This is a genomic window from Paludisphaera borealis (assembly GCF_001956985.1).
Taxonomy (GTDB): Bacteria; Planctomycetota; Planctomycetia; order Isosphaerales; family Isosphaeraceae; genus Paludisphaera; species Paludisphaera borealis.
The window spans coordinates 5,407,249-5,429,309 of sequence record NZ_CP019082.1; the positions used below are offsets into that span (position 1 = coordinate 5,407,249).

The 22,061-nt window shown below is 65.4% G+C and carries 18 protein-coding genes; 4 read left to right on the forward strand and 14 right to left on the reverse strand.

Translation table 11 applies throughout. From position 1 onward, the window contains the following. Window positions 1–124: 124 nt before the first annotated feature. Window positions 125–766, reverse strand: a complete 642-nt coding sequence (locus BSF38_RS20860) for an adenylate kinase family protein (protein ID WP_076348874.1) — start codon at window positions 764–766, stop codon at window positions 125–127. Between the two features lie 242 nt (window positions 767–1,008). On the opposite strand from BSF38_RS20860, the gene BSF38_RS20865 reads away from it, so the two are divergent. Further along, on the forward strand, window positions 1,009–1,638 hold the full coding sequence (locus BSF38_RS20865; protein WP_076348876.1) for a histidine phosphatase family protein: 630 nt from the start codon (window positions 1,009–1,011) through the stop codon (window positions 1,636–1,638). Window positions 1,639–1,727: 89 nt separating this feature from the next. Here the strand turns inward: BSF38_RS20865 and BSF38_RS20870 are convergent, their stop codons facing one another. The 10 genes from BSF38_RS20870 to BSF38_RS20915 all read right to left on the reverse strand — a co-directional run bounded on the left by BSF38_RS20870 (window position 1,728) and on the right by BSF38_RS20915 (window position 12,958). Then, on the reverse strand, window positions 1,728–2,762 hold the full coding sequence (locus BSF38_RS20870; protein WP_076348878.1) for a DUF1559 domain-containing protein: 1,035 nt from the start codon (window positions 2,760–2,762) through the stop codon (window positions 1,728–1,730). Window positions 2,763–3,000: 238 nt separating this feature from the next. Further along, entirely contained in the window at window positions 3,001–3,204 is a 204-nt protein-coding gene (locus BSF38_RS20875; protein ID WP_076348880.1) for a hypothetical protein, read from the reverse strand. 390 nt (window positions 3,205–3,594) lie between these two features. Continuing rightward, window positions 3,595–6,150 (reverse strand): FtsK/SpoIIIE family DNA translocase, encoded by a 2,556-nt coding sequence (locus BSF38_RS20880; protein ID WP_076348882.1) that lies wholly within the window; start codon window positions 6,148–6,150, stop codon window positions 3,595–3,597. A gap of 160 nt (window positions 6,151–6,310) precedes the next feature. After that, the gene (locus BSF38_RS20885; RefSeq protein WP_076348884.1) at window positions 6,311–6,583 is read right to left on the reverse strand and encodes a DNA-directed RNA polymerase subunit omega; all 273 of its coding nucleotides are present in this window, start codon (window positions 6,581–6,583) and stop codon (window positions 6,311–6,313) included. After that, window positions 6,576–7,175, reverse strand: coding sequence for a guanylate kinase (gene gmk / locus BSF38_RS20890; protein ID WP_076348886.1), 600 nt, complete (start codon window positions 7,173–7,175; stop codon window positions 6,576–6,578). Before gmk ends, BSF38_RS20885 begins: the two co-directional genes overlap by 8 nt. Before the next feature lie 113 nt (window positions 7,176–7,288). Next, a complete protein-coding gene (locus tag BSF38_RS20895) occupies window positions 7,289–8,161 on the reverse strand; it encodes a YicC/YloC family endoribonuclease (RefSeq protein WP_076348888.1) in 873 nt (290 codons plus the stop codon). Window positions 8,162–8,233: 72 nt separating this feature from the next. Beyond that, window positions 8,234–8,707, reverse strand: a complete 474-nt coding sequence (gene secG, locus BSF38_RS31755) for a preprotein translocase subunit SecG (protein WP_076348890.1) — start codon at window positions 8,705–8,707, stop codon at window positions 8,234–8,236. A gap of 67 nt (window positions 8,708–8,774) precedes the next feature. Then, entirely contained in the window at window positions 8,775–9,557 is a 783-nt protein-coding gene (gene tpiA / locus BSF38_RS20905; RefSeq protein ID WP_076348892.1) for a triose-phosphate isomerase, read from the reverse strand. Continuing rightward, on the reverse strand, window positions 9,542–10,594 hold the full coding sequence (aroF, locus tag BSF38_RS20910; RefSeq protein ID WP_076348894.1) for a 3-deoxy-7-phosphoheptulonate synthase: 1,053 nt from the start codon (window positions 10,592–10,594) through the stop codon (window positions 9,542–9,544). The genes tpiA and aroF overlap by 16 nt, the downstream gene beginning before the upstream one ends. Before the next feature lie 672 nt (window positions 10,595–11,266). After that, window positions 11,267–12,958 (reverse strand): HEAT repeat domain-containing protein, encoded by a 1,692-nt coding sequence (locus tag BSF38_RS20915; RefSeq protein WP_076348896.1) that lies wholly within the window; start codon window positions 12,956–12,958, stop codon window positions 11,267–11,269. Between the two features lie 788 nt (window positions 12,959–13,746). On the opposite strand from BSF38_RS20915, the gene BSF38_RS20920 reads away from it, so the two are divergent. Next, window positions 13,747–14,583, forward strand: a complete 837-nt coding sequence (locus tag BSF38_RS20920; protein WP_076348898.1) for a hypothetical protein — start codon at window positions 13,747–13,749, stop codon at window positions 14,581–14,583. A 449-nt stretch (window positions 14,584–15,032) separates the two neighbouring features. Beyond that, window positions 15,033–15,878: an IS5 family transposase gene (locus BSF38_RS20925; RefSeq protein WP_076344890.1), complete on the forward strand. Its 846-nt coding sequence runs from the start codon at window positions 15,033–15,035 to the stop codon at window positions 15,876–15,878. A gap of 897 nt (window positions 15,879–16,775) precedes the next feature. On the opposite strand, the gene BSF38_RS20930 is transcribed toward BSF38_RS20925, so the two are convergent. Then, the gene (locus tag BSF38_RS20930) at window positions 16,776–18,740 is read right to left on the reverse strand and encodes a TlpA disulfide reductase family protein (protein ID WP_076348900.1); all 1,965 of its coding nucleotides are present in this window, start codon (window positions 18,738–18,740) and stop codon (window positions 16,776–16,778) included. A gap of 239 nt (window positions 18,741–18,979) precedes the next feature. Between BSF38_RS20930 and BSF38_RS20935 the strand changes: the two genes are divergently transcribed. Next, window positions 18,980–20,104, forward strand: coding sequence for an alpha/beta fold hydrolase (locus tag BSF38_RS20935; protein WP_083713161.1), 1,125 nt, complete (start codon window positions 18,980–18,982; stop codon window positions 20,102–20,104). 114 nt (window positions 20,105–20,218) lie between these two features. Here BSF38_RS20935 and BSF38_RS20940 read toward each other — a convergent pair whose 3' ends face one another. Both BSF38_RS20940 and BSF38_RS20945 read right to left on the reverse strand, forming a co-directional pair. Next, entirely contained in the window at window positions 20,219–20,416 is a 198-nt protein-coding gene (locus BSF38_RS20940) for a hypothetical protein (RefSeq protein WP_076351229.1), read from the reverse strand. A gap of 223 nt (window positions 20,417–20,639) precedes the next feature. Further along, window positions 20,640–21,758 carry a DUF1559 domain-containing protein gene (locus BSF38_RS20945; RefSeq protein WP_076348902.1) on the reverse strand — a complete coding sequence of 373 codons (1,119 nt, stop codon included), beginning with the start codon at window positions 21,756–21,758 and terminating at the stop codon, window positions 20,640–20,642. Window positions 21,759–22,061 lie beyond the last annotated feature (303 nt).

Below are 22,061 nucleotides of genomic sequence, written 5' to 3' on the forward strand. Positions count from 1 at the left end.
CGAATACAAGCCCGAAGCGCCAGCGAGTGCATTTCCGGTCGGCCGCTGGAATCCATGCACTCGCTGGCGCTTCGGGCTTGTATTCGGATCTCGGCATTGCCTTGCGCTGCGTAACCTGACCCGCTCAGGCGATCCCGGCGTTTCGGAGTTCGGAGAGCCGGTTGACGATGTCGCGGAGGACGTGGATCATGGCCTGGCCGGCCTCGATCTTGTAGACCAGCTCGGGAGGATAGAAGCTGAGGGTCTGGAAGGTCTCTTCGTGGTACGTGTTCAGCCGCCGTTTGATGACCTCGTCGCTCATGTCGTCGAGGCGGTTCTCGCGCAAGGCCCGGGCCCGCAGCCGCTTCATGGCGAGCTTGACGTCGTCGATGTTCAGATGGAAAATCTGGACGACGTCGAGGCTGGCGTCGAGCTGCTCGGCCTGGGCGCGGTTGCGGGGCAGTCCGTCGAGAATCAGGGTCTGCTGGTCGGGGAGGAAGAACTCCTGGAGTTCGAGGATCTTGATGTGCCGCTCGAAGATCCGGACCGTGAGGTCGTCGGGGACCATCTTGCCGACCGACGTATAGCTCTCGATCTCCGCGCCTAACTTGCCGAGTTTGGGGATTTTCCGGAACACGTCGCCCATCGAGATGTGGACGAGGTCCGGGAGTTGGCCGAGCACCGTGCCTTGCGTCCCCTTGCCGCTGCCGGGCATGCCGAACAGGAGGATCGTGCGACACTTGCCCTGGTAGTCGACGAAGTCGAAGCTGTTCCGGGTGGGGGTCATATGGCTTTACCTGTCGCGGTTTGCATTTGAGTCGCGCACTCTGCGAATCCGAATTCCCCGAATACAAGCCCGAAGCGCCAGCGAGTGAATTTCCGATCGGCCGTTGGAATCAATTCACTCGCTGGCGCTTCGGGCTTGTATTCGGGGGCCGCCGATCGCGAGCCTGTTTTCATGAAGTCGGGCGGACCGGCGATCGGTCGCCGCCCCTATTCTTTCTCTTTCGTCACGCCCGGAGCAAGACGTTGCAGGAAACTCGCCTTCTTCTGATCCGACACGCCGAGACCTCGACCCCCAACGTCTTCCACGGCGCAGAATCCGACATCGGTTTGAGCCCCTGGGGAGAGCGTCAAGCGGCCTTGCTGGGTGATCGCCTCGCGAACGTCCGGGCCGACGCCCTGTATTGCTCGGGGATGCGCCGGGCGATCGCCACCGCGGGGCCCGTCGGCGCGGCCTGCGGCTTGACGCCCGAGGTGGTCGTCGATCTCCATGAGCGGCGGATCGGCGCCCTCAGCGGCCAGACCCGCGAAGCCGGGTGGGACGTCTACGGCGAATCGAAGCGGCGGTGGATCGCCGGGGATCTCGAATTCAGCCATCCCGGCGGCGAGTCGTTCGCGGCGATCGCCCGGCGGGTCCTGCCGATCCTTGAGGAGTTTCGCCGCCGCCACGAGGGGCGGACGACTATCGTGGTCGCTCACGGGATCGTGATCCGCGTGGCGCTTCTGAGCCTTCTACCGGATTACGTCCCCGCCGACTTCGACCGGATCGCCATCGACTTCGCCTCGATCAACGACCTCGCCTGGGACGGATCGAAATGGAACGCCCTGGCTCTCAACGAAGTCGTCGCCCCGTCGCCGGCCCGGCCGGTGGCTTGAGCTTGCCATGAAAAGCGAACGGAGGGCCCGAGAGGCCCTCCATTCGCCGCGCGAAACCACGCGCTGAGTTCGGCTTGCGAGAACCATCGTCAATAGCTGTCGGACGAGAGCACTTCGCCGCCGTCCCGCGAACCGAGGGCCATCCAGGTCTGCTGGGCGACCGAGTCCTTAACGAACCGCACCGAGCCGTCGGCCAGCAGAACGTTGACGCCGCCAGGGTGGGCGCTACTGGGCAAGAACAGGTGGCCGAAGTCGGAGCCGCAGGTGTTGGAGCAATCCCACCGGCAGGCCGAGTAGGTGACCAGGTTCGAGTTCGGCGTCAGGATGATGTTGGTGAGCGACAGTCCCGGCGAGCCGGTCTGCCAACGTTGGCCGCGGTTGGAACCCCCTCCAGGCGCGGCCACGAAGGCCTGCTGGCAACCCTGGGCGTTCTTCATGACGCCCACGAGGTTGGTGCGCGCGTCGTAGATGTTTGTGGTCGCGTCGCTACTCATCCCTGTTCCCGAGATCACGCCGCGATGGCGGGCCGAGAGCTTGTTGAAGTCGCCGGTGAGGGCCTCGACGTAGGCGATGGTGTTGGACGTGCCGTCGGGGATGTCGGCGACGCCGTACGCCGTGTTCTCGGGGGCGAAAATGCCGTTGGTGTTAGCGTTCCAGGGCAGGGTGCCGGTGCCGAACGAGCCGTGGTAGCTGTTCAGGTGGTCGCGGCCCGCGTTGCCGTCGGACGGGCAGAGGAAGCCGTTGACCTTGACGTTCCAGACCGTGCTGTTGAGCGCCGCTCCCGTGCCGTACCAGACGGTCCAGGCGAAGTTGCACGAGTTGTAAACGGGGGTCTGTTCGACGTAGGGGAGCATCATCGCCAGGGCGCTGAACGTACCCCAGGTCGTCTGCACGCCAGGATCACTGTAGGCGATCGCGTTGCCCATCGGGAACGAGCCGACGCCTTGGTGATAGTTGTGCAGACCCAGACCGATCTGCTTCAAGTTGTTGATGCACTGGGCGCGGCGGGCGGCCTCGCGGGCCGACTGGACGGCCGGCAAGAGGAGAGCGATGAGGACGGCGATGATGGCGATCACCACCAGCAGCTCGATCAGCGTGAATCCTCGAGAATTTTTCTGAGACATGCACAATCTCCACGAATAACGGAGGATGAGATACGAAGAGAGAACAGAGTGCGGAAATCTCAGCCTCGCAAGTCACCTTCAGAATCGAAGCGACGCAGCGAGGCTCCTTGCGGAACAAGGCTCGATGTCGAGGGCAGCGAGTCGACGCCCCGGGCGGAAGGACCTCGCCGCCCGAAGATGACGATTACCAGGAAATGGGATCGGGTGCCGACGCGCTTGCTGGTCGAGGGGAGGAACGTCAGGGCTTCGCTGCGGGCTTTGCCTTCGCCGCGCCTTTGGTCTGCATGAGCTCCATCATGCCGTTCTGGGCCCCGGCGTCGGCCTTCTTGGCTTCCGGAGAACTCGTGACGGTCGCCCGGTCCTCGTCGCCCCCGCAGCCGCTCAAGAAAGCGAGAGAACACACCACAACCGGTGCCAGAGCGGCGACAATAAGTCGTTGCATTGTCAAATCATCTCCTGTCGCGGCACCAATCTTGTTTGATTAGTGCAGATTGGATTCGTCTGGGCCAAGGCTACTCATGGCGGTGCGGCGACCCGAGGCCGAATAAGCCCAGGCTCTTCGCCGCACGGGATTCCCGCGCGTCGGGTGATCGATGAATACTTACTAGTCAACGACGCCGAAGCACGACCCGCCGTTCGATGATCCCGTAAGCAAGATTCCAGTCAGGCGCTCCGCATATTCTCTTGTTCGCCCTCGGTCCCAAGCGAATGACGACGGGCGCAAAAAAACACGCGAGTCGAGGACTGGATGCGCCTCGGACGCCGTCAGTCGTGTCGGTGTTGTGGTCGAATGAAAGAACCCTGCGGAGTGATCAAAGCAATCTATGTTTTCCTAGGCGGCGGTGTCAAGAAGTTTCGTCGAACCCAGATGGAAATCGGAGAAACAACGGCCGAACTCAAGAATTAAGACGCAATGTCCATGTAATGATGTTGCGAACGAAACAATTAAGACTCGGCGGAAGGGCGATGGGGTCTCAGGCTCGACACAATTGAGACTTGGTGCTAGGGAAGGGCCTGCCGCGCGGCTTCGCACCAGCGGAGTTCCGCGGCGATCAGGCCGCCGCTTCGCTCCGGCCGCCGTCTCCGCCGTCTCCCCCCCCTTGAGAGCTTCCCATTCGTCCCAGGTGTAGAGGACTTCGCGGGCGGAGCCGCTCTTGAATTCGCCGACGACGCCGTCCTCGGCCATGAAGTCGATCAGCCGCGAGGCCCGGCCGTAGCCGATGCCCAGGGCGCGCTGGAGCAGCGAGCACGAGCCTCGGCCTTCGCGGATGACGATCTCGATGGCGGGCTCGTACAGGTCGTCGCGTTCCTTGAGCGCCGCGCCGCGCTCCTTGCCCGAGGGGCCGCCGCCGACCTTGAGCTGCATCATCTCGCGGCTGTATTCAGCCGGGTACTGGCTGAGGTATTCGGTGACGCGGTTCAGCTCGGCGTCGGAGACGTAGGTCCCCTGGGCGCGGACGATCTGCGACGTGCCGGGGACCAGGAACAGCATGTCGCCGTTGCCCAGCAGCTTGTCGGCGCCCATCTCGTCGAGCACGACGCGCGAGTCGCTCCGGCTGGCGACCTGGAAGGCGATCCGCGCGGGCATGTTGCCCTTGATCAGGCCGGTCACGACGTCGACCGTCGGTTTCTGAGTGGCGAGGATCAGGTGCATGCCGACGGCCCGCGACTTCTGCGCCAGGCGGACGATGTGCTGCTCGACCTCCTTGCCGGCGGTCATCATCAGCTCGGCGATCTCGTCGGCGACGATCACGATGCAGGGCATGTAGGTCGGAATCCGCTTCGCTTCCTCGTCGTCCTCGGGCTGGGTGCGGGCCATGATCTCGTCGGCCCCCAGCGCGTTGTACGACTGGATGTTCCGCACCCCCGCGCGGGCGAGGAAGCCGTACCGCTCGTCCATCTTGTCGCAGGCCCAGGCCAGGATCGACTCGGCCTTCTTCATGTCGGTGACGACCGGGTGCATCAGGTGGGGGATCTTCTTGAACTGCGACAGCTCGACCACCTTGGGGTCGATCATGATCATCTTGACCTCGTCGGGCCGACGGGTCATGAGAATCGACAGGATCATCGCGTTCAGGCAGACCGATTTGCCCGTCCCGGTGCGGCCGGCGATCAGCAGGTGGGGCATGTCGGCCATGTCGAAGACCATGGGGACGCCCTTGACGTCCTTGCCCAGGAACAGCGGAATCCGGCACTTCTGGCTCTCGCCGTCGACCCCGGCGATCACGTCGCTGAGCCGGACCATCGATCGCCGGTCGTTGGGGACCTCGATGCCGACGGTCGTCTTGCCGGGGATCGGCGCCACGATCCGGACCGTCTGCACGGCCAGCGCGATCGCCAGGTCGTCGGCCAGGCTGGCGATCCGCGAGACCCGCAGACCGGCCTCGAGCTCGATCTCGAACTGGGTGATGACCGGCCCGGTGTCGATCTGGACGACCCGGACCTGGTAGCCGAAATCGAGCAGCGTGCGCTCCAGCAGCATCGCGCGAGCGTGGATCTGGGCCTCGTGGTCCTGGATCGGCACCGGCGCGGCGGGTTCGAGCAACTCGAACGGCGGGAGCTGGAACGGCGAGCTGGGATCGATCGGGGGAATCGAGGCCGGCGTCCGCGCGAGCGTCCGCCCGGCTTCGGGCCGAGGCTGCGGCAGGGCGGGGCCGCGCTGGACGACCGGGCCGGGCTTGGTGGCCATCTCGGTGATGACGGCCGATCGACCGAGCGCCTGCCGAGGCGGCTGCGCGTGGTCGACGAGGGCTGGGGCGGACTGCCATTCGCTCGCCCCGAGGTAGCCGCCGTGCGGTCCCTGAGCGGAGGGCGCGGAGCCGGCCCGTCGACGACGGCCCAGCCCCTGGAACCGGCCCGCAAGCTCCTGCGCCGGCATCGAGATCAGCACGTCGTGGCAAAGCGCGACGCCGAACAGGCCGATCGCGAACAGGATCAAGAGCATCCCGGCGGTCCCGAATTGGCCTTCGAGCAGGCAGACCGCCATCGCCCCGACGTATCCCCCCGTGCCGACCGGGGGGCTGGGCCTGATCCCCGGGCCGAACTTGTCGATCAGGGCCGCGACGACGGCGACGACCAGGACGAAGCCGACGGCCGGTCCCACGCGGTCGGTGACCTTGCGACGGCGGGCGACCAGCAGGTTCAGAGCCGCCATCGCCAGCAGGACGAGCCACGACGCCCAGCCGAAAAGCTGATACGAGACGTGGGCCAGGCTGGCGCCGACGGGGCCGCAGGGGTTGGCGAGGGCGGTCGATGCGCCGCCTTCCGCCGTTTGCCAGCGGATCGCGTCGGCCGGGTCGTAACCGTGGAGGCTGAGCGCCACGAAGATGTTGAGGATCAGGAACGCAAGCGCGGGGGCCGATTGGAAGAGTCGCTGGCGAAGAAGCATGGGGTCCCCCGGGCGCGCAGCCGGGCTGGCCGCGCGGCATCCAGCCGGCGCATCGAGTCGCCGTGTCAAGAACAGCGTCGGTACACCTAGTGATCGGCCGGGGTTTGGACGGCCTTGCACGGAGAATGAACCCGTCCGTGGGTTCAGGCTCCGCGTCTGCTTATTCTGCCGACTGGGTAAGATCCACGGTGCCGCCTTCGACCTCGATCTCCTCGGTGGGCTCGTTGGTGTGGAGCTTGCCGGACATGTCGAGGTAGATCTTGTCCTGCATGATCTCCTGGATCACCATCGCGATCTTGTCGAGCCCGCGCGCGTCGACCAGGGGGCGAGCCCCTTGGTTAAGCGCGATCATCCGCTTTTGAATCAAGGTGGAGAGCTTGAAGCGTCCGCCGACCTTGTTGACGATGAATTCTTCCTTCAGTTCTTCAATCATGAGCGTTCCCACCTCCACAACGGTTTTGCGAGAGCGTCGCGGCCAGTTCGTCGACGCACGTTTCCAGGTCGTCGTTCACCAGATGGATCTCGTAGCGCTGCGCCGTCTCGATCTCGCGGCGCGCGTTGGTCAGCCGCCGCGTGATGGTCGCCTCGTCGTCGGTCCCGCGCGCCCGCAGCCGGCGTTCGAGCACCTCGGGCGACGGCGTCTGGACGAAGATCAGCAGGGCGTTGGGCACCTTCTCGCGGATCTGCAACCCCCCTTGAACGTCGATCACCAGGACGATGCAGATCCCCCGCGCGAGCGCCTGGCGGACGGGCTCGGCGGGCGTTCCATAATGCGAGCCGTGGACGAGGGCCGACTCCAGCAGGTCGCCCCGCAACCGCTCGAACTCCTCCGGGCTGACGAAGAAATAATCTCGACCGTGAACCTCGCCGGGGCGAGGTGGGCGGGTCGTCGCCGAGATCGATCTCTGAACGGCGGGCCCGACTTTCTCCAGCAGCCGCTCCACGAGCGTGCTCTTGCCCGAGCCCGACGCCCCCGAGAGAACGACCAGGCGGCCCGGCAACGCGGTCCAATCGACTTCGGCCACCCGTTTGGTTCTCCTTCCGTCTCAACCAACGACCATCGTCCAACTGGGACATCCAAGGGGATCAACTACGCGGGACGCGGAGGAAGTAAGGAAGTAAGGTAAAAAGGGGGGGGTCATTCCACGTTCTGCACGAGTTCGCGGATCTTTTCCAGCGCCCCCTTGATTTCGACGACCTGCCGGCTGATCTCGACGTCGTTCGACTTCGACCCGACGGTGTTGATCTCGCGGCCCATCTCCTGGACGACGAACTCGAGCTTGCGGCCGCCGCTCTCGTCGTCGGCGATGATCTCGTCGTACTGGTCGAGGTGGGCCCGGAGCCGGACGATCTCTTCCGAGGTGTCGCCGCGGTCGGCGAGGATGGCGACCTCGCGGATCAGGTCCTTGGGATCGATCGTCACCCCGTGCTGCTGGACGAGCGTCTGAATCCGCTCGGTCAGCCGCTTCTGGTACGCCTGAACGAGGAACGGCGCGCGGTCGGCGACCTGGTCGATGCCGGCGCGAATGACCTTGCCGAGAGAGAGCAGTTCGGCCGCCATGACGGCCCCTTCGCGGGCCCGGGCGGCTTGGAGGCTTTCGAGGGCCTGGGCGACGATCCGGGCGATCGCCGGCCATTCGTCCGCGACGTTCGGCGCGGCGGCTCGCTGCTCCTCGATCACGCCGGGGAGGCTCAAAAGCGCCCCCAGGTCGACCCCCTCGCCCCCCGCCATCAGCCGGAGCTGGTCGCGGTAGCTGGCGAGGGCGATGGTGTTCAGCCGGTAATCCTCGGCGCGTCGAGGACGCTCGATCCGGACGCCGATCTGCACGGTCCCCCGCCGCACGCGCTCGCGGGCGAGCTGCTCGATCTCGGGCTCGAGCGCGCCGTAGGGGTCGGAGATCTTCGTGGAGACCTTCAGGTGGCGGTTGTTCACCGTGCGGACTTCCGCCGCGACGGTCCAGTTCGCATCCTGGTGACGCGCTTCCCCAAATCCAGTCATGCTCAGCAGCAAGGCAACCTCATGGAAGAGCGAAGGGACGGCGGAACCAACCCTACGGCGTACGTCGGCCCGATCAGATCCGGATCACTTGGGCGCCGGAGCCGTCGGGGGGGCGTTGCCGGGCGTCAGCGGGAACGTGCTGGTGTTCGGCAGCGCCGGGGCCTTGTCGTCGGCCGGCGCAGCGGACTTGGGCGCGGTTTCGATGACCGGCGCCTTGGCGTCGGCGGCACCGGGAATGGCGGCGTCGGCGGCCTTGCTCTTGGACGATCCCAGATCCTTGGTCAGCGAGGTCGGCGGCTCCGCGTCGAAGACTGACGAGGTCTGCTGGCTGGTCAGGATGACCAGGAGCATGGACAGAAGGATCCAGATCGAGGCGGTGACGACGGTGATCCGGGTGAAGGTGTCGCCGGCCTTGGTGCCGAACGCGCTCGAGCCCCCCGCGCCGCCGAAGGCGCCGGCCAGGCCGCCCCCCTTGCCGCGCTGGATCAGAACCAGGCAGATCATGAACAGCGACAAGAGCACGAGCAGCGTGTTGAGGAGGGCGGTCAGTACAACCACGGAAGAAGTCCTTTGGTCTCGGGCGGGGTCAAGGTTCGCGTTCGCTGGCGCTGGCGGTGGCGTGGGTTTACGACTTGCCCCGGGCCGTAACCTCTTGGCCGGCCTTGATGATCGCCAGGAAGTCGGCGGCTTTGAGGGCGGCTCCGCCGACCAGGGCGCCGTCGATGTCGGGGCAGCTCAGCAACTCGATGGCGTTGTCCGGCTTGACGCTTCCCCCATACTGGACGACGACCCGGGCGGCCGTCGCTTCGCCGAAGACCTGCGTCAGCCAGCCTCGGATGTAGGCGTGGGCGGCCTGGGCCTGCTCGGGGCTGGCGGTCAGGCCGGTGCCGATCGCCCAGACCGGCTCGTAGGCGAGCACGACCCCGGCCATCTCCTCGGGGCTGAGCCCCGCCAGCGAGCCGCTGAGCTGCTCGAGCAAGACCGCTTCGGTCTGCTCGGCCAGGCGTTCGTCCTTGGTCTCACCGATGCAGACGATCGGGATCAGCTTGACGCCGAGCGCGGCCTTGAGCTTGGCGTTGACCTGGGCGTTGGTCTCCCCCTGGCCGTGCCGGCGCTCGCTGTGGCCGAGGATCACGTGCGTGCAGCCGACGTCGACGAGCATCGGGCCGGAGATCTCGCCGGTGAACGCGCCCGAGTTCTCCCAGTACATGTCCTGACCGCTCAGGCCGATCGGCGAGCCCGACAGGACGCCGTCGATCTGGGTGAGGAACACGAACGGCGGCGCAATGGCGACATGGACGTCGGTCGCGGCGCCGAGCCCATTTTTGACCCCTTCGGCCAGCGCCGAGGCGGCCTCGACGGTGGTGGGGTTCAGCTTCCAGTTGCCCGCGATCAGCAAGGTGCGCATGAAACCGGCTCTCCTTCGCAGACGTCGATGGTCTTGCCCATGACTTCGGCGAGCCGTCGCAGCTCGTCCATCAGTCGGGCGTATTGGTCGGGGACGAGCGCCTGGGGCCCGTCGGAAAGCGCCTTCTCGGGGCACGAATGCACTTCGATGTGCACGCCGTCGCAGCCGCTGGCCACCGCCGCCATGGCCATCGCCGGGATCAGGTCCGGTCGGCCGGTCGCGTGGCTGGGGTCGACGATGATCGGCAAGTGGCTGAGCCCCTTGACGTTGGGAACGATCGACAGGTCGAGGGTGTTGCGCGTCGAATCCTCGAACGTCCGAATCCCGCGCTCGCAGAGGATGACCTCGCGGTTGCCCTGGGAGAGGATGTACTCGACCGACATCAGCAGGTCCTTGACCGTCGCGCTCATGCCCCGTTTGATCAGGACCGGAATCCGGGTCTTGCCGATCTCCTTGAGCAGATCGAAGTTCTGCATGTTGCGGGCGCCGATCTGGAACATGTCGGTGTACCGCGACACCAGCTCGATCTGGCGGGGGTCCATGACCTCGGTCACGACCGGCATGTGGAGCTGGTCGCCGACGTTCCGGAGGATCTTGAGCCCGTCCTCGCCGAGCCCCTGAAAGCTGTAGGGGCTGGTGCGCGGCTTGAACGCGCCGCCGCGAAGGATGTTGGCCCCGGCGTCGCGGACGCGGACGGCCACCTCGTACAAGAGGGCCTCGCCCTCGATCGCGCACGGACCGGCGATCATGGCCAGATGGCCGCCGCCGATCTTGATCCCCTTGACCTCGAAGACCGAGTCCTCGGGATGGAACTCGCGGCTGGCGAGCTTGTACGGCTTGAGGATCGGCACCACCTGCTCGACCCCGGCGATGGCCTGGAGCGGCTCGACCTGGAGCTTCTGCTCGTCGCCGATGACGCCGATGATGGTCCGCGAAACCCCCTGGCTGAGGTGCGGCGTCAGCCCGAGCGCCTCGATCCGCTCCAGCACGTGCGCCACCACCTCGGGCGAGGAGTGCGGCTTCAGGACGATGATCATTACGCGAATCTCGTTCTAGCTAGATCCCCGGAGCCTCGGCCTGGCGCAACACCACGATTTTCGCGCGCAAACGAGCACCGACCCTCAAAATGCGGGAACATGACATCGTAGCGAATCCTTCCCCCCGCGCGAAGGCGTCGGCAAGGAAATTGCGGGTGTGGAGCGACTGATCGCGGCGGTAGAGCGGCTGTGGGTTGACTCGGCGTTCGAGGCTTCGCGTCAGGCGCGGTCCTTGGCCGAGGCCGTGTAGTGACGCCAGACCTCTTTGGCAGATCGGCCGCGAGGGGCGACACTTATTTTGCGAAATCGGCAAATTCTGCTCTCGGCCGGGCGCTCCGCCCGGCGATCGGAGAATTGACACTATGGGGGGACTAAAGAAGGTCGATGCGACGGTTTGCGGAGACTCGGACCCTGGGGGAGACTGGAGGAAGTTCTCCTGACAGCCCCAACCGCCCCGCGTGGGGCAGGAGTTTCGACATGAGCTACGTCGGCGTCGACTGTGTAAGTTGCTCGGTAAGAGGCACGGCTTCCTGGCCGGTAAATGGCACCGTGTCCGGTCCTATGACCGGCTGTTAATTGGGAGGTAACGCGCTCGCGACGTCCTTCCCTCAGGTGAGATCGAGAGAAATGGACGGCTCCGGAGCCCCGAACGAGGTAAGCCAATGGCTCGGGCTATTGAGAAGGGGCTCCCACCTGGACGTCGCCCGACTCCCGGGTTGAGGCCGGATTGAACCGATCCAGGGCCCATTCGGCGTTGGGACGCCTCCAGGGATGCCCGGGCTGACGCAGGATCTCCGCCAGGGACGCCCAAGCCGTGTCGGCCATCCCCGTCCCCGGGGCGATCGCTCCCAAAGCCCAGGTCGCCGCGACCGCCGGATCGGCCCATTCGGGGTGCTGTCGTTCGTACGATGTCATGGGTTCGAAGGTCTCCTTCAGGAGCGGGAGGACCGCCGGGACGGCCTCGCTCGCCTGCGGACCGATCCGGCTGAGCAGGTCCGCGGCCCGGAATCGCACCGGCCGTTCGGGGCTGCGCAGGGCCTCCATCAGGATCGGGATGGAGGCCGGCGAGGGACGGACGCCCACCAGCATCATCGAGCACACCGCTCGGACCCCCGGATCCGGATCGCACTCGAGGATCCGCAGGAGCGCGGGGAGGGCCGAGTCGATGCCCAGCGGGAACTCGACGACGGTTTCGACGGCCTCCCGGCGTATCGCGGCGTCCGTCGCGTCGAGGGCCTTCAGGAGCCGGGCGGGGGCGGCGCCCTCCAGTCGCGGCGCAATGGCGCGGAGGACATGGAAGGCCCACGATCGGACTTTGGGGCTCGGGTCCTCGATAGCCTGACCCAGCAGATCGACGAAGCGCTCGGTATCGACCGGAAGCAGCGGGGGGGGGCCTCCGGAGACGGATGTGAGGACGTAGATGTTCACAAGGGCCAGCGCGGTGTGGTATCTCACGTCGTGCGCCGTGTCCCGCAATCCCTCCGCCAGGCCGGCGGCCACGGCCTGGACTTGCGGCACGGGAGCCGATCGTTGGGTGGCCTGAACGGCAATCATGAAGAGAGAGAGAGCAGCGGCCTCGCGCACGCCGGGATTCTGGTCGCGCTGCGCGACGAGCAAGTCGGGGATTATGGCATCGACCTGCTTGGGCGTAAGGGAGTTTCCGGTCAAGAGGTACTTGAGATCGTTCGCAGCACTCAGTCGTGCGCTCGGGCCCCCCGACTGGAGCAGGCGGATCGCCCGCGCCGTTTCGTTCCCTGGCCGGCGATCCCACAGCTCCCGGCCCATCAAGAACAGGGGGGCGCAGCAGGCGACCAGGATGAGCAACCCTCTGAGGCTGAACTGAAATCGGCGCCGGTCGCGTTCGAAGCGGCCTGCGGGGCTCGCGGCTTCCATACGCTCGGGCAGCGCCCCCGCGTCGGGGGCCGTCCTGCTCCGCCTGAGATAGAGGCGAGCCCCGGGCATCGCGAAGGTCATCATCAGGTCGACCGCCTTCACGCCGACAGCGAGGCCCTGGATCGCCATCGCCTCCAAATTGAGCCCGAGCTTCGACAGGAGCAACCCTGCCCCGATCGCCGCGAGGAACGCGATGGGCAGCAGGGCGGGCAGCCATCGGTGAAAGCCGCACTCAAGCGAGATCCGTTCCCCGGGCGCAAGCGTCAGGACCAGGGTGCGAGACCGCAGAAAGCTCGCCCTGGCGGCCACCTGATGGACGCCCGCCCCCACTGACAAGGACCGCGCACGCGGGTCCCTCAGGACGCCGACGGGCTGGCCGTCGATGAGGACTTGGACCGTACGGCTGGCGTCCCAGGTCCAACCGACGAGCTGGACCGCGATGGCGGGCTCACTGCACGGTACAGCTTCCACGGTCGATCTCCCCGGAATCGGATCCCCCCATCTCATGGGGCGCCGCGGCGATTATCTGAGGGTGAGTCGGCTCGGTTCGTCCTGGATGGATGATGGCCTCCATACTCATTAGACCGACGAGTATCGATCGTACAACGAGAATCCAAACGGTTTTGAATGCCTGCTGTTGCTTCTCCGTCCGGCTCCGATGGGGCGGATTCCAGGAGGTCTGACATTCAATTTTATGTCGTGCAGATTTCAAATGTGCCGTCTGCGTCGATCGTAGGGTCGGTCGATGTGCCATTTACCGGCAAAGAGAACGTGCCAGATAGCGGACAATTTAACACTTTGGGGCATCCGAAGGGCCTTACGCCTCGTCGGGTCGGAGTTGGTTGTTTGGCGTCTTCCGGTGACGACCCCGGGACGGAGAAGCGAGTCGAGCCCTTAATTTCTCTGGTCTCCGATGTTTTTCCAGTTTCCCCAGAACCCGCAGGCTGCGTCCAGTTTTAGGAGTGACCCCTTCAGTTTCTCCAGTTTTAGGAGTGACCCCTTCAGTTTCTCCCATGAAGAAGTTCCCGCTGATGCAAGAGCCCCGCGGCCTGCTTCGCAACCGCCTGCTAAGAAACGGCCTTACGGCTTAAGTTCATGCCATTCAGGAGTGACCCCTTCAGTTTCCGGCGACCGTCGCTCATTTCGCCTGGAAATCGGTTATTCTTGTAGTCATGCGACGGGGTCGGTAATCTGCTGAAGATGCGGCCGCGCATCGTCCCGGCCGGTCGAAAATCCATCCGAAGGGAAGGCGGTGGAACATGAGCCATCGATTGCTGAAGCATGCCCTGATGGTCCTCTCGCTCCTGCTGGGCTCGGCCGAATTCGCGCGGGCCGAGGCGCAGAGGGACGAGAAGGCCATGGTCGAGGAGTTTCGGGCGTTAGCGAAGGAGGAGGCCGCGAGCTACACCTTCCGACTCGAAGGCAGCGATCGACCGCTGCGGCTTCATCCGGAGTCGGTCCTGTCTTATGTGGACCCCGTGGTCGGGGGAGTCTGCGGCGACGTCTTCATAGGGACGGCCGAAGGGAGGCCGGAGGTTGTGGCCGCGATCTACCGGTTCTACGCAAGGGATCCCCACCGCGGTGCCGCGTTCGACTCGCTGTCACTCGGCAAGCTGACCGCCGAACGGGACGGCGTCGTCGTCTGGTCCCCCGCCAAGCCGGGGGTGGAGTTGCAGCCGATCCCCGGAGCCCCCGCTCCGGCCGATTCGGCCGCCGGCCGGCTCCGCCAGATGCGCGCCCTGGCGAGGGAGTTCACCAGCCGCCAGACGAATCGAGCTGGGGTGGACAGCGCGATGCGTGTGCTCTCCCAGCCCCTCTATCGCTACGAGGGCACCAAGGGCGACCTGATCGATGGCGGCCTGTTCGTCTTCGTGCACGGGGGCGCCCCCGAGATCTTCATGCTGATCGAGGCCCGACGGATGGGGGATGGCACCCCCGAGTGGCGTTTTGGCGCAAACCGGCCGCACGGCATCGATCTGAGGCTGTATCACCGGGGGGATTTGATCTGGAGGGCTCCCGAGATCCCCTGGTCGCAAATCATCGACCCACGGGAACCGTATTGGGGCTTCCGTGTCGACATGCCCGGGTTGCCGTGACCTGCGACGGCACGGTCGAGGAAAGAAGAAAGGGGCATGAGGCTTATACGCCTACGGTTCACGGTGCCGCGAATACTTCTTGCGCTCGTAGCAGAAACAGGGGCACTCCTGGAGCGGTTCACCTTTGAGTTGCGCACAGCCGGGGCATCCGGAAGACCGCATTACTGTAGGGGCGTCCCTCGTGGGCGCCCGAATTGCGGGGATCGCCGGAGTCGCCGACGCCGATCGGGCGCCCACAAGGGACGCCCCTACGTGTTCAACCCAAACGGAAACCGCTCTAAATCATGGGGAAGTTTTGGGGGGGAGCCGGTGTCGACGAGTCGGCTACCGAATCGAGGTGCGCGAGAACGGTGAAGTCCTGTTAGAGGCTATCCCGTAATTCTAGAAGATCGTAAACTCTTGTCCTCCCAGGAGGTTCGCAGGATTCATCGCCGCAGGAGCACCGTTCGATGCGTAAGCCCTACCCGTCCGACCTGACCGACGAACAGTGGGCGATCGTCGAGCCCTTGATCCCCATTCCCCAGGTCGGACGGCCCCGGACCAACGACATGCGGGAGGTGCTCAATGCCATCCTCTACCTCAACCGCTCGGGGTGCCAGTGGGATATGCTGCCGCACGACCTGCCGGCCAAGAGCACCGTCTACAACCACTTCGCCCAGTGGCGGGACGACGGCACATGGCAACTCATCCTGGACGCCCTGCGCCGCCAGGTCCGCACGACGGCCGGGCGGGAGCCGTCCCCAAGCGCCGGGAGCATCGACAGCCAGACGGTCAAGGGGACCGAGACAGGGGGCGAACGGGGCTACGACGGCGGCAAGAAGCTGACCGGCGTGAAACGACATATCATCGTGGATACGCTGGGGTTGCTGCTGGTCGTGGCGGTCTCGGCGGCGTCCGCCGACGACGGGACGCACGCCCCCCAGGTGCTGGGGCGGCTGACGGCCGAGCATCGAAGCCGGTTGGCGTTGGTCTGGGGCGACGGCAAGTATCGCAACCACCACCTCGACGGATGGCTGGCGGAGGCCTCGGCCGGGTACAGGATCGAGGTCGTGGAGCGGCCGCCGGGAAGCCAAGGGTTTGTGAAGCTGCCGAGGCGCTGGGTGGTGGAGCGGACGTTCGCCTGGCTGGGGCGGCATCGGCGACACAGTCGGAATTACGAGCACCACGCCGAGAGCAGCGAGTCGATGATCCGCATCAGCTCTATTCATCGCATGCTCAAGTTCTTGAAGCCCGATCGCTCAAGGCCGGCGATCCCGTTCAAGTACCATAAAAACCAGGACATCATTACGGGATAGCCTCTTAGCCCAGCCATTTCATCCGTGCAGTCCCTCCATGTAGGTGGATCGTTCCGATCCTGCACTCTCGCGACCGAATTTCGGGCAACGATTGGGAATCGACGATCAAGTTTGCCGTTCGGTCGTATGCTCAAACTGGGGGGTTCTATGAATCGTCCGGCTCTTTCGCAATTTGGTGGTCGGGTGACAGAGGGAGCCGAGCTGGCGATCGACGAGGGCGACGAGAAAACGAGTGAACGGAGCCAATTCGCTTCGGCCGAAGCGTCGGAGCCGAGTTGAGGGAAAAACGCGCGTTCGAAGCCAATCGGGTCGGGCGATGGCGCGAAGAACTCATGTTGAAAAGCGCGCGATCGAACCCAATCCGCCGGGAGCAGCGGTTGCGGATCGAGAGGTCGACGAGTCAGGCCGAAGCAGGGACGATCAAGGTCGAAAAGCGAGCGGTTTCCGCGCGATCGAACCCAAGACTCAAGCCATCTGCAAAGGCTTGCCGGAATGGGTGTTAGGGACGATTGGAGGCGGATTTCGGCCGACGAACAAAGCCAAACCGGAAACCGCCATGCACGGCCGCCAGCAGCGTGCGAAGGCGTCGCCTGGAGGGACGATCCGGGGCGGTCTGGCACGGCGGAACGGGGCGTTTTCTGAGCGATCGAACCCAATTCTCCGATCGGCGGGCGGGGCGTCGGACCGAGGGCGAACAGGGGGGGACGAGGCGTTCGAAACGTCGCTCACTCGAAGGGATGGAAAGTGTCGCGTGATCCGTGTGCTGGATCAGGTCCGGCGTGGGAGCCGGAAGGTGTTGGCGTATCAAACTGTTCGTGGGCGCAGAGCCAGGGCCGGAAGCCCTCCGCGGAGGGGCATCCGGCCCAGCTTTGATCCTCGTTCAATCGATCGCGATGTTTACTTCTCGCCCCCGAGGGCGACGCCGGCGGGGGATTTCTGGCCGAGGGTCTTCTCGATCTGGCGGTCGGCCTCGGACGCCGTCCGGAGGTTGCGGTTGACCACCTTGCCCTGGGCGTCGATCAGGAACATGGTCGGCAGCGAGCCGACGCCGTACTCGACGGCAAGGCGGCCGTCGATGCCCCCCGGCTCGAAGATCTCGGGCCAGTCGAGCTTCTGTTCCTTCTGGAAGGCTTCGAGATCGGCCTTCTCGGTGTCGAGGCTGACGCCGACGATCTGCAGCCCCTTGGCCCGGTACTTTTCGGCGACCTTGAGCAGGTCGGGGATCTCGCGGCGGACCGACTGGCCCCCCCACGAGGCCCAGAAGACGACCAGGACCGTCTTGCCCTGAAGCTGGGACGTGTCGACGGCCTCTCCCTGGGCGCCGGTCCCCTTGATCGAGACCGACTTGCCGACCAGGTCCAGCCGCCGCAGCGCGCCGGCGGCCTTCTTACCCGCGAGGCTTTCGGGGAAGGCCTCGACGAGCTTGGCGTAGTCTTCGCGGGCCTTGTCTTCCTCGGCGTTGAACTCGTTGGCGCTGCCGAGCTGGAGCCAGGCTTCCGGCGCCTCGTCGGACTTGGCGAAATCCTTGAGGAACACTTCCAGCTCGCTCATCCACTTCTTCTGGCTGGTGACGTAGTTGCCGCCGGGCTCCTCGCTCCGCATGACGAACTCGGCGCCGATGGCGCGGAACGCGGCGTACGAGGCGAGCGGGCCTTTCTTCTCGATGATGCCGTCGAGCACCTTGCGGCCTTGCGGGTAGGCCCCGGTCTGGTAGGCGGCGACCAGGCTGTCGACGATCTGCTTGTTGTAGCTGAGCTGGTCGTCGGCGTCCTTGGACGCCTTGACCACGCCGCGGAGCAGGGGGATGCGATCGACGTGGAACCGCGCCGCCTCTTTCTTGTCGGCGCCGGCGGCCAGGGCGCTGTTGGCCTTGTCGTAGTCGGCCAGCGTCTTGAGGGCGGCTTCCATCTCCGCGTCATGCTGGGGGGCGTCGCCGACGCCGGCGATCTCGTAGATCGCCGAGCGGAGGCCCGACGAGGTGGCGACGACCGGCTTCTCGGGGTCGACGGCCCTGGGCAGCTCGACGAACTTCCAGGCGTCGTCGATCTTGATCATCTCCGGGACCTGGAGGAACGAGAGCTTGGCCTGTTGGCCCCCGGCGGCCTGCGCGGCGGGGGCGCCGGCGAAGATCACGGCGTTCTCGTAGAGCACCAGGTCCTTGGCGACGCCGGTGGCGGGGTCGGCGGGGATGACGTGGGGCAGGGTGCCGTCGAACCGGTTCCAGACGGTCTTCTCGGTCCAGCCGACGAGTGTCTTCAAGAGCGCCTGGACCGCCTCGGCCCGCTTCGGGGCGTCGGCCGTGACCTTGGCGATCACCGAGTCGGGGACGCCGGCGGCCTTCAGCTCCTCGGGGGTCGCCATCAACGAGTCGAGCAGGGCCGCGTCGTTGGTGACGAGCGCCTGGACGGCCATTTTCGAGGCTTCCTCGGCCGAGATCCGCTTCCAGGCGGCGATCTTGCCGTCCTGAATGGCCGCGATCCGGGTGCCGCCCGAGTTCATCCAGCGGCACTCGTCGAGGCTGCGGTCGCCGTTGACGTCGCTCTCGCGGTAGACCTCGAAGCCGTCCTGGAAGTAGCTCCACTGGTTGAGGGCCTTGCCGCCGTTGGTGATGATGAACCGGCGCAAGAGCTTGCCCTGGCCGTCGCGGAGGGCGTAGCCGATCGTCCGCTTCTGGGCGTCGGTCACCAGCTCGACCTTGCAGGCGTCGATCGCGGCCTGATCGGCGGGGGTGTCGTACTCGACGCCGCCGCGCGTCGGCCTCAGATTCAGCATGGCCTTCGGCGTGGTGTCGGCCGCCGGGGCCGAGGCGGCGCCCGCGCTCAGGCAGCCCAGCAGGGCCGCGGTGTATCCTAGCTTCCGCATGAGTCTCTCCTTATTCCCAGCGGTTGAGGACCGTCTCGGCAACCCTCGTCTCCGCGCTTCGCCGTTTGACTGCGAACCGTCTCGGGGCGTACCGGTCCCTCGCGCCCTCGATCCGCAAGAGTTGACCCCAGGTCGCCCACAAAGTCCAGATCGACTTCGGTTAAACTCCGTTACGCAAGCTCGCAATCCCAGAAACCAGGCGCCGAACCCGATCGCCGCCGATTTTCCACGAGGTCCCCATGACGCCCATTCGACGCAGCCGGCGAAATCCCGCGAGCCTGGCGCTCGGTTTGTTCCTCATCCTGACGGCGATCGTCCCCAGGTCGCCCGGCCAAGAGCCCCAGGCCGGCGAAGAGCTCCCGGCTTACCCGGACCACGTCCGTTTGCTGGTCGTCCGCGACGCCTCGGGCGCGGAGCGGCCGGTCGAGAGCGTCGCCGATTGGGCCGTGCGCCGCGGCCATGTCCTCGGACATCTTCAGGAAGTGATGGGACCGTTCCCCGGTCCGGAGCGTCGCGTGGATCTCGACTGGAAGATCCGATCGTCCCACAAGGAGAAGGGGTACACACGGCACAAGATCGACTTCCAGAGCGAGCCCGGCGACCGCGTGCCGGCCTGGCTGCTGATCCCCGACTCTCGGGCGGGAGAGGGGGCCGTCAAGCGACCGGCGATGCTCTGCCTGCACCAGACGGTGGCGATCGGCAAGGACGAGCCCGCCGGCCTGGGGCAGAACCCTAATCTCGATTACGGGCGCGAGCTGGCCGAGCGGGGCTATGTGACGATCGCCCCCGATTACCCGAACTTCGGCGAGTACCAGCGCGACGTCTACGCGATGGGCTACGCCAGCGCCTCGATGAAGGCGATCTGGAACAACACGAGGGCCGTCGACCTGCTGGTCTCGCTGCCGGAGGTCGACCCCGGGCGGATCGGCGTGATCGGCCACTCGCTCGGGGGGCACAACGCGATCTTCACCGCCCTCTTCGAGCCCCGCATCAAGGCCGTGGTCTCGTCGAGCAGCTTCAACGCCTTTCCCTACTACTACAAGGGCGACATCGCCGGCTGGTCGCACAAGGGGTACATGCCCCGGCTCCGCGACCGCTATCATCTCGATCTCAAGCAGGTCCCGTTCGACTTCCCCGAGCTGATCGCCGCGCTGGCCCCGCGCCCGTTCTTCACGAACTCGCCGCTCCACGACGACAACTTCGAGGTCGAAGGCGTCCGCGTCTGCCTCACCGCCGCCCGGCCGGTGTATCGACTCTTCCACGCCGAAGACGACCTTCAGGCCGTCCACCCCGACGCCGAACACTCGTTCCCGCCGACCGCCCGGAAAGCCGCCTACGAGTTCCTCGACCGGCGGCTGAAATGAGGAACGGCTCACGCCGGCGCTGTGTGGCCGACGCCTGTCCCGCAAAGGACGAAGGCTGCTCGGCCGCAGCAACACGACGTGAGCCGGTCTAAGCTTCCTCTCCGCTCCGACTGATTACTTTTTCGCGGCGCCGGTGGGCGGCTTGAGTTTCATTGTCTTCATCATGTTGGCTTTCATCTCGTCAATCTGGGCCGGGGTCTGCGCGTAAGGGGATTTCTCGATCGGCGCATCGACGTCGTTGCCGCCGCAGCCTGACACGAAGATCGCCAACACGAGGCCCATCAGGGCCGCCCGCACTCGATACGATGGCATGGAATCGGCTCTCCAAAGGATCATGAATTTATATGAGATGAGAGGGAGGAAGGGGACCGGATCGCTTCGAAATGAGAGAACGGAGCCGACTCTCGATCCGCCGAACCTCGCCAAAGTGGTGAACTTGATCGCCCAAGGGGCGATGGCGTTCAGGCGCCGAGGAGTCAACGACGATTCGCCGCGAACTCCTCGGCGTGGTGATGTCGGGATTGATGACGCTCGATCAGAGCGCATCGCTGCTGATGACTTCACCGCCGTTGCGGGTGCCGAGCCCCCACCAGGCCTGGAGACTGACGGAGTCCTTGATGAAGCGAACCGAGCCGTCACCCATGGACATATTCACGCCGCCCGGATGGTTGCTGCTGGGGGGCATGGCGTCGTTTGGGTTGCCCCAGCCGCTGCTGTTGCCGTCGGCCGCGTTGTAGCAGCCGATCCCGTTGGGGGGCATCCAGTGGTTGTAGGAATCCCAGGTCAAGCACGAGTTAGCGTTGCCGCCGAGCCAGGCGTTGCCGGTCACCGGTGAGCTGGGACCGAAGCCGGTCGTGGTTCCCGGGAGCGCCTTGCACGTGGCGACGAAATTCTGCGCCGCCTGAGGCTGAGACGCTCCCTGGTCCATGGGGAGGTTCATTCCACTGATGAACAGGATGGTCGATTTCCTTTGAGCTGTGGCGATCGTGACCGCGTTCATCGGGGGACCCGTACCTACTAGGGTCTCGCTGAAGAGCGCGGTGTTGGAGGTGCCGTCGGTGACGGATTCGACCCCGAAGCTGCCGCAATTGAAATTGACCGGGCCGATGGGCTGACCGGGATTGTTGTTCGGATCGCCCCGCATGATCACCAAAAGCCCCGACCAGCCGCTGTTGACGGCGGGGCCGCCGATGTTGGCGACGTAGTTCTTCCAGCCCTGTCCAACCGTCGGCATCTTCGAGCTCTCGGACGGGCACATCATCATCGAGACCCGCGAATTGATCACCGTGCTGTTTTGGGGCGTCAAGTTCCACGCCGCATTCGAGTGGAGCGTGAAGTTGGCGGCGTTGTAGAGCGGTTGTTGCTCCATGTTCGGCAGGATCGAAGCAGTCCAGTCGAACGGGAAGGGATCGCCGGTCGCGTTGTACGCCGCGTTCGACAAGTTCCCCATCAGCGGGGGGAACACGTTCTGCTGCGAGTGGTAGTTGTGAACCGCCAAGCCCAGTTGCTTGAGGTTGTTGATGCACTGGGCGCGACGGGCGGCCTCGCGGGCCGACTGCACGGCCGGCAAGAGGAGAGCGATGAGGACGGCGATGATCGCGATCACGACCAGCAATTCAATCAGCGTGAAGCCACGACGTTTCGATGAATGCATGTGCTTTGGTCTTTCCTTGAACTGAGGTGGAGAGGAATGGGCAGGAAAGAAACCGGGCTGCCGCGGGTGCCGAGAACGAATCGACCCCCATGGAAAACCGGCGAACCGACATCCACATCCCATTCATGAAGCCAGCCGCAAGCAGCCTCGAACCGATCGCCTCGCTCGGCGGTCGTCGAATGCGTGACGGGGCCTTACGCCGCGTCATGCTCGGCGACGAGCTTGAAAAGGCGATGCGATATGACGAACGAATAGTTGCAAGAGTGGGGCGGCCAGGTGGCGTCGACGAATCGACGACGAACA

Bases quoted from the DNA above. Each gene is read 5' to 3' on its own strand.
- BSF38_RS20860 (WP_076348874.1), bottom strand. From the start codon at position 766: ATGACCCCCACCCGGAACAGCTTCGACTTCGTCGACTACCAGGGCAAG.
- BSF38_RS20870 (WP_076348878.1), bottom strand. From the start codon at position 2,762: ATGTCTCAGAAAAATTCTCGAGGATTCACGCTGATCGAGCTGCTGGTG.
- BSF38_RS20875 (WP_076348880.1), bottom strand. From the start codon at position 3,204: ATGCAACGACTTATTGTCGCCGCTCTGGCACCGGTTGTGGTGTGTTCT.
- BSF38_RS20880 (WP_076348882.1), bottom strand. From the start codon at position 6,150: ATGCTTCTTCGCCAGCGACTCTTCCAATCGGCCCCCGCGCTTGCGTTC.
- BSF38_RS20885 (WP_076348884.1), bottom strand. From the start codon at position 6,583: ATGATTGAAGAACTGAAGGAAGAATTCATCGTCAACAAGGTCGGCGGA.
- tpiA (WP_076348892.1), bottom strand. From the start codon at position 9,557: ATGCGCACCTTGCTGATCGCGGGCAACTGGAAGCTGAACCCCACCACC.
- aroF (WP_076348894.1), bottom strand. From the start codon at position 10,594: ATGATCATCGTCCTGAAGCCGCACTCCTCGCCCGAGGTGGTGGCGCAC.
- BSF38_RS20920 (WP_076348898.1), top strand. From the start codon at position 13,747: ATGAGCCATCGATTGCTGAAGCATGCCCTGATGGTCCTCTCGCTCCTG.
- BSF38_RS20925 (WP_076344890.1), top strand. From the start codon at position 15,033: ATGCGTAAGCCCTACCCGTCCGACCTGACCGACGAACAGTGGGCGATC.
- BSF38_RS20930 (WP_076348900.1), bottom strand. From the start codon at position 18,740: ATGCGGAAGCTAGGATACACCGCGGCCCTGCTGGGCTGCCTGAGCGCG.
- BSF38_RS20935 (WP_083713161.1), top strand. From the start codon at position 18,980: ATGACGCCCATTCGACGCAGCCGGCGAAATCCCGCGAGCCTGGCGCTC.
- BSF38_RS20940 (WP_076351229.1), bottom strand. From the start codon at position 20,416: ATGCCATCGTATCGAGTGCGGGCGGCCCTGATGGGCCTCGTGTTGGCG.
- BSF38_RS20945 (WP_076348902.1), bottom strand. From the start codon at position 21,758: ATGCATTCATCGAAACGTCGTGGCTTCACGCTGATTGAATTGCTGGTC.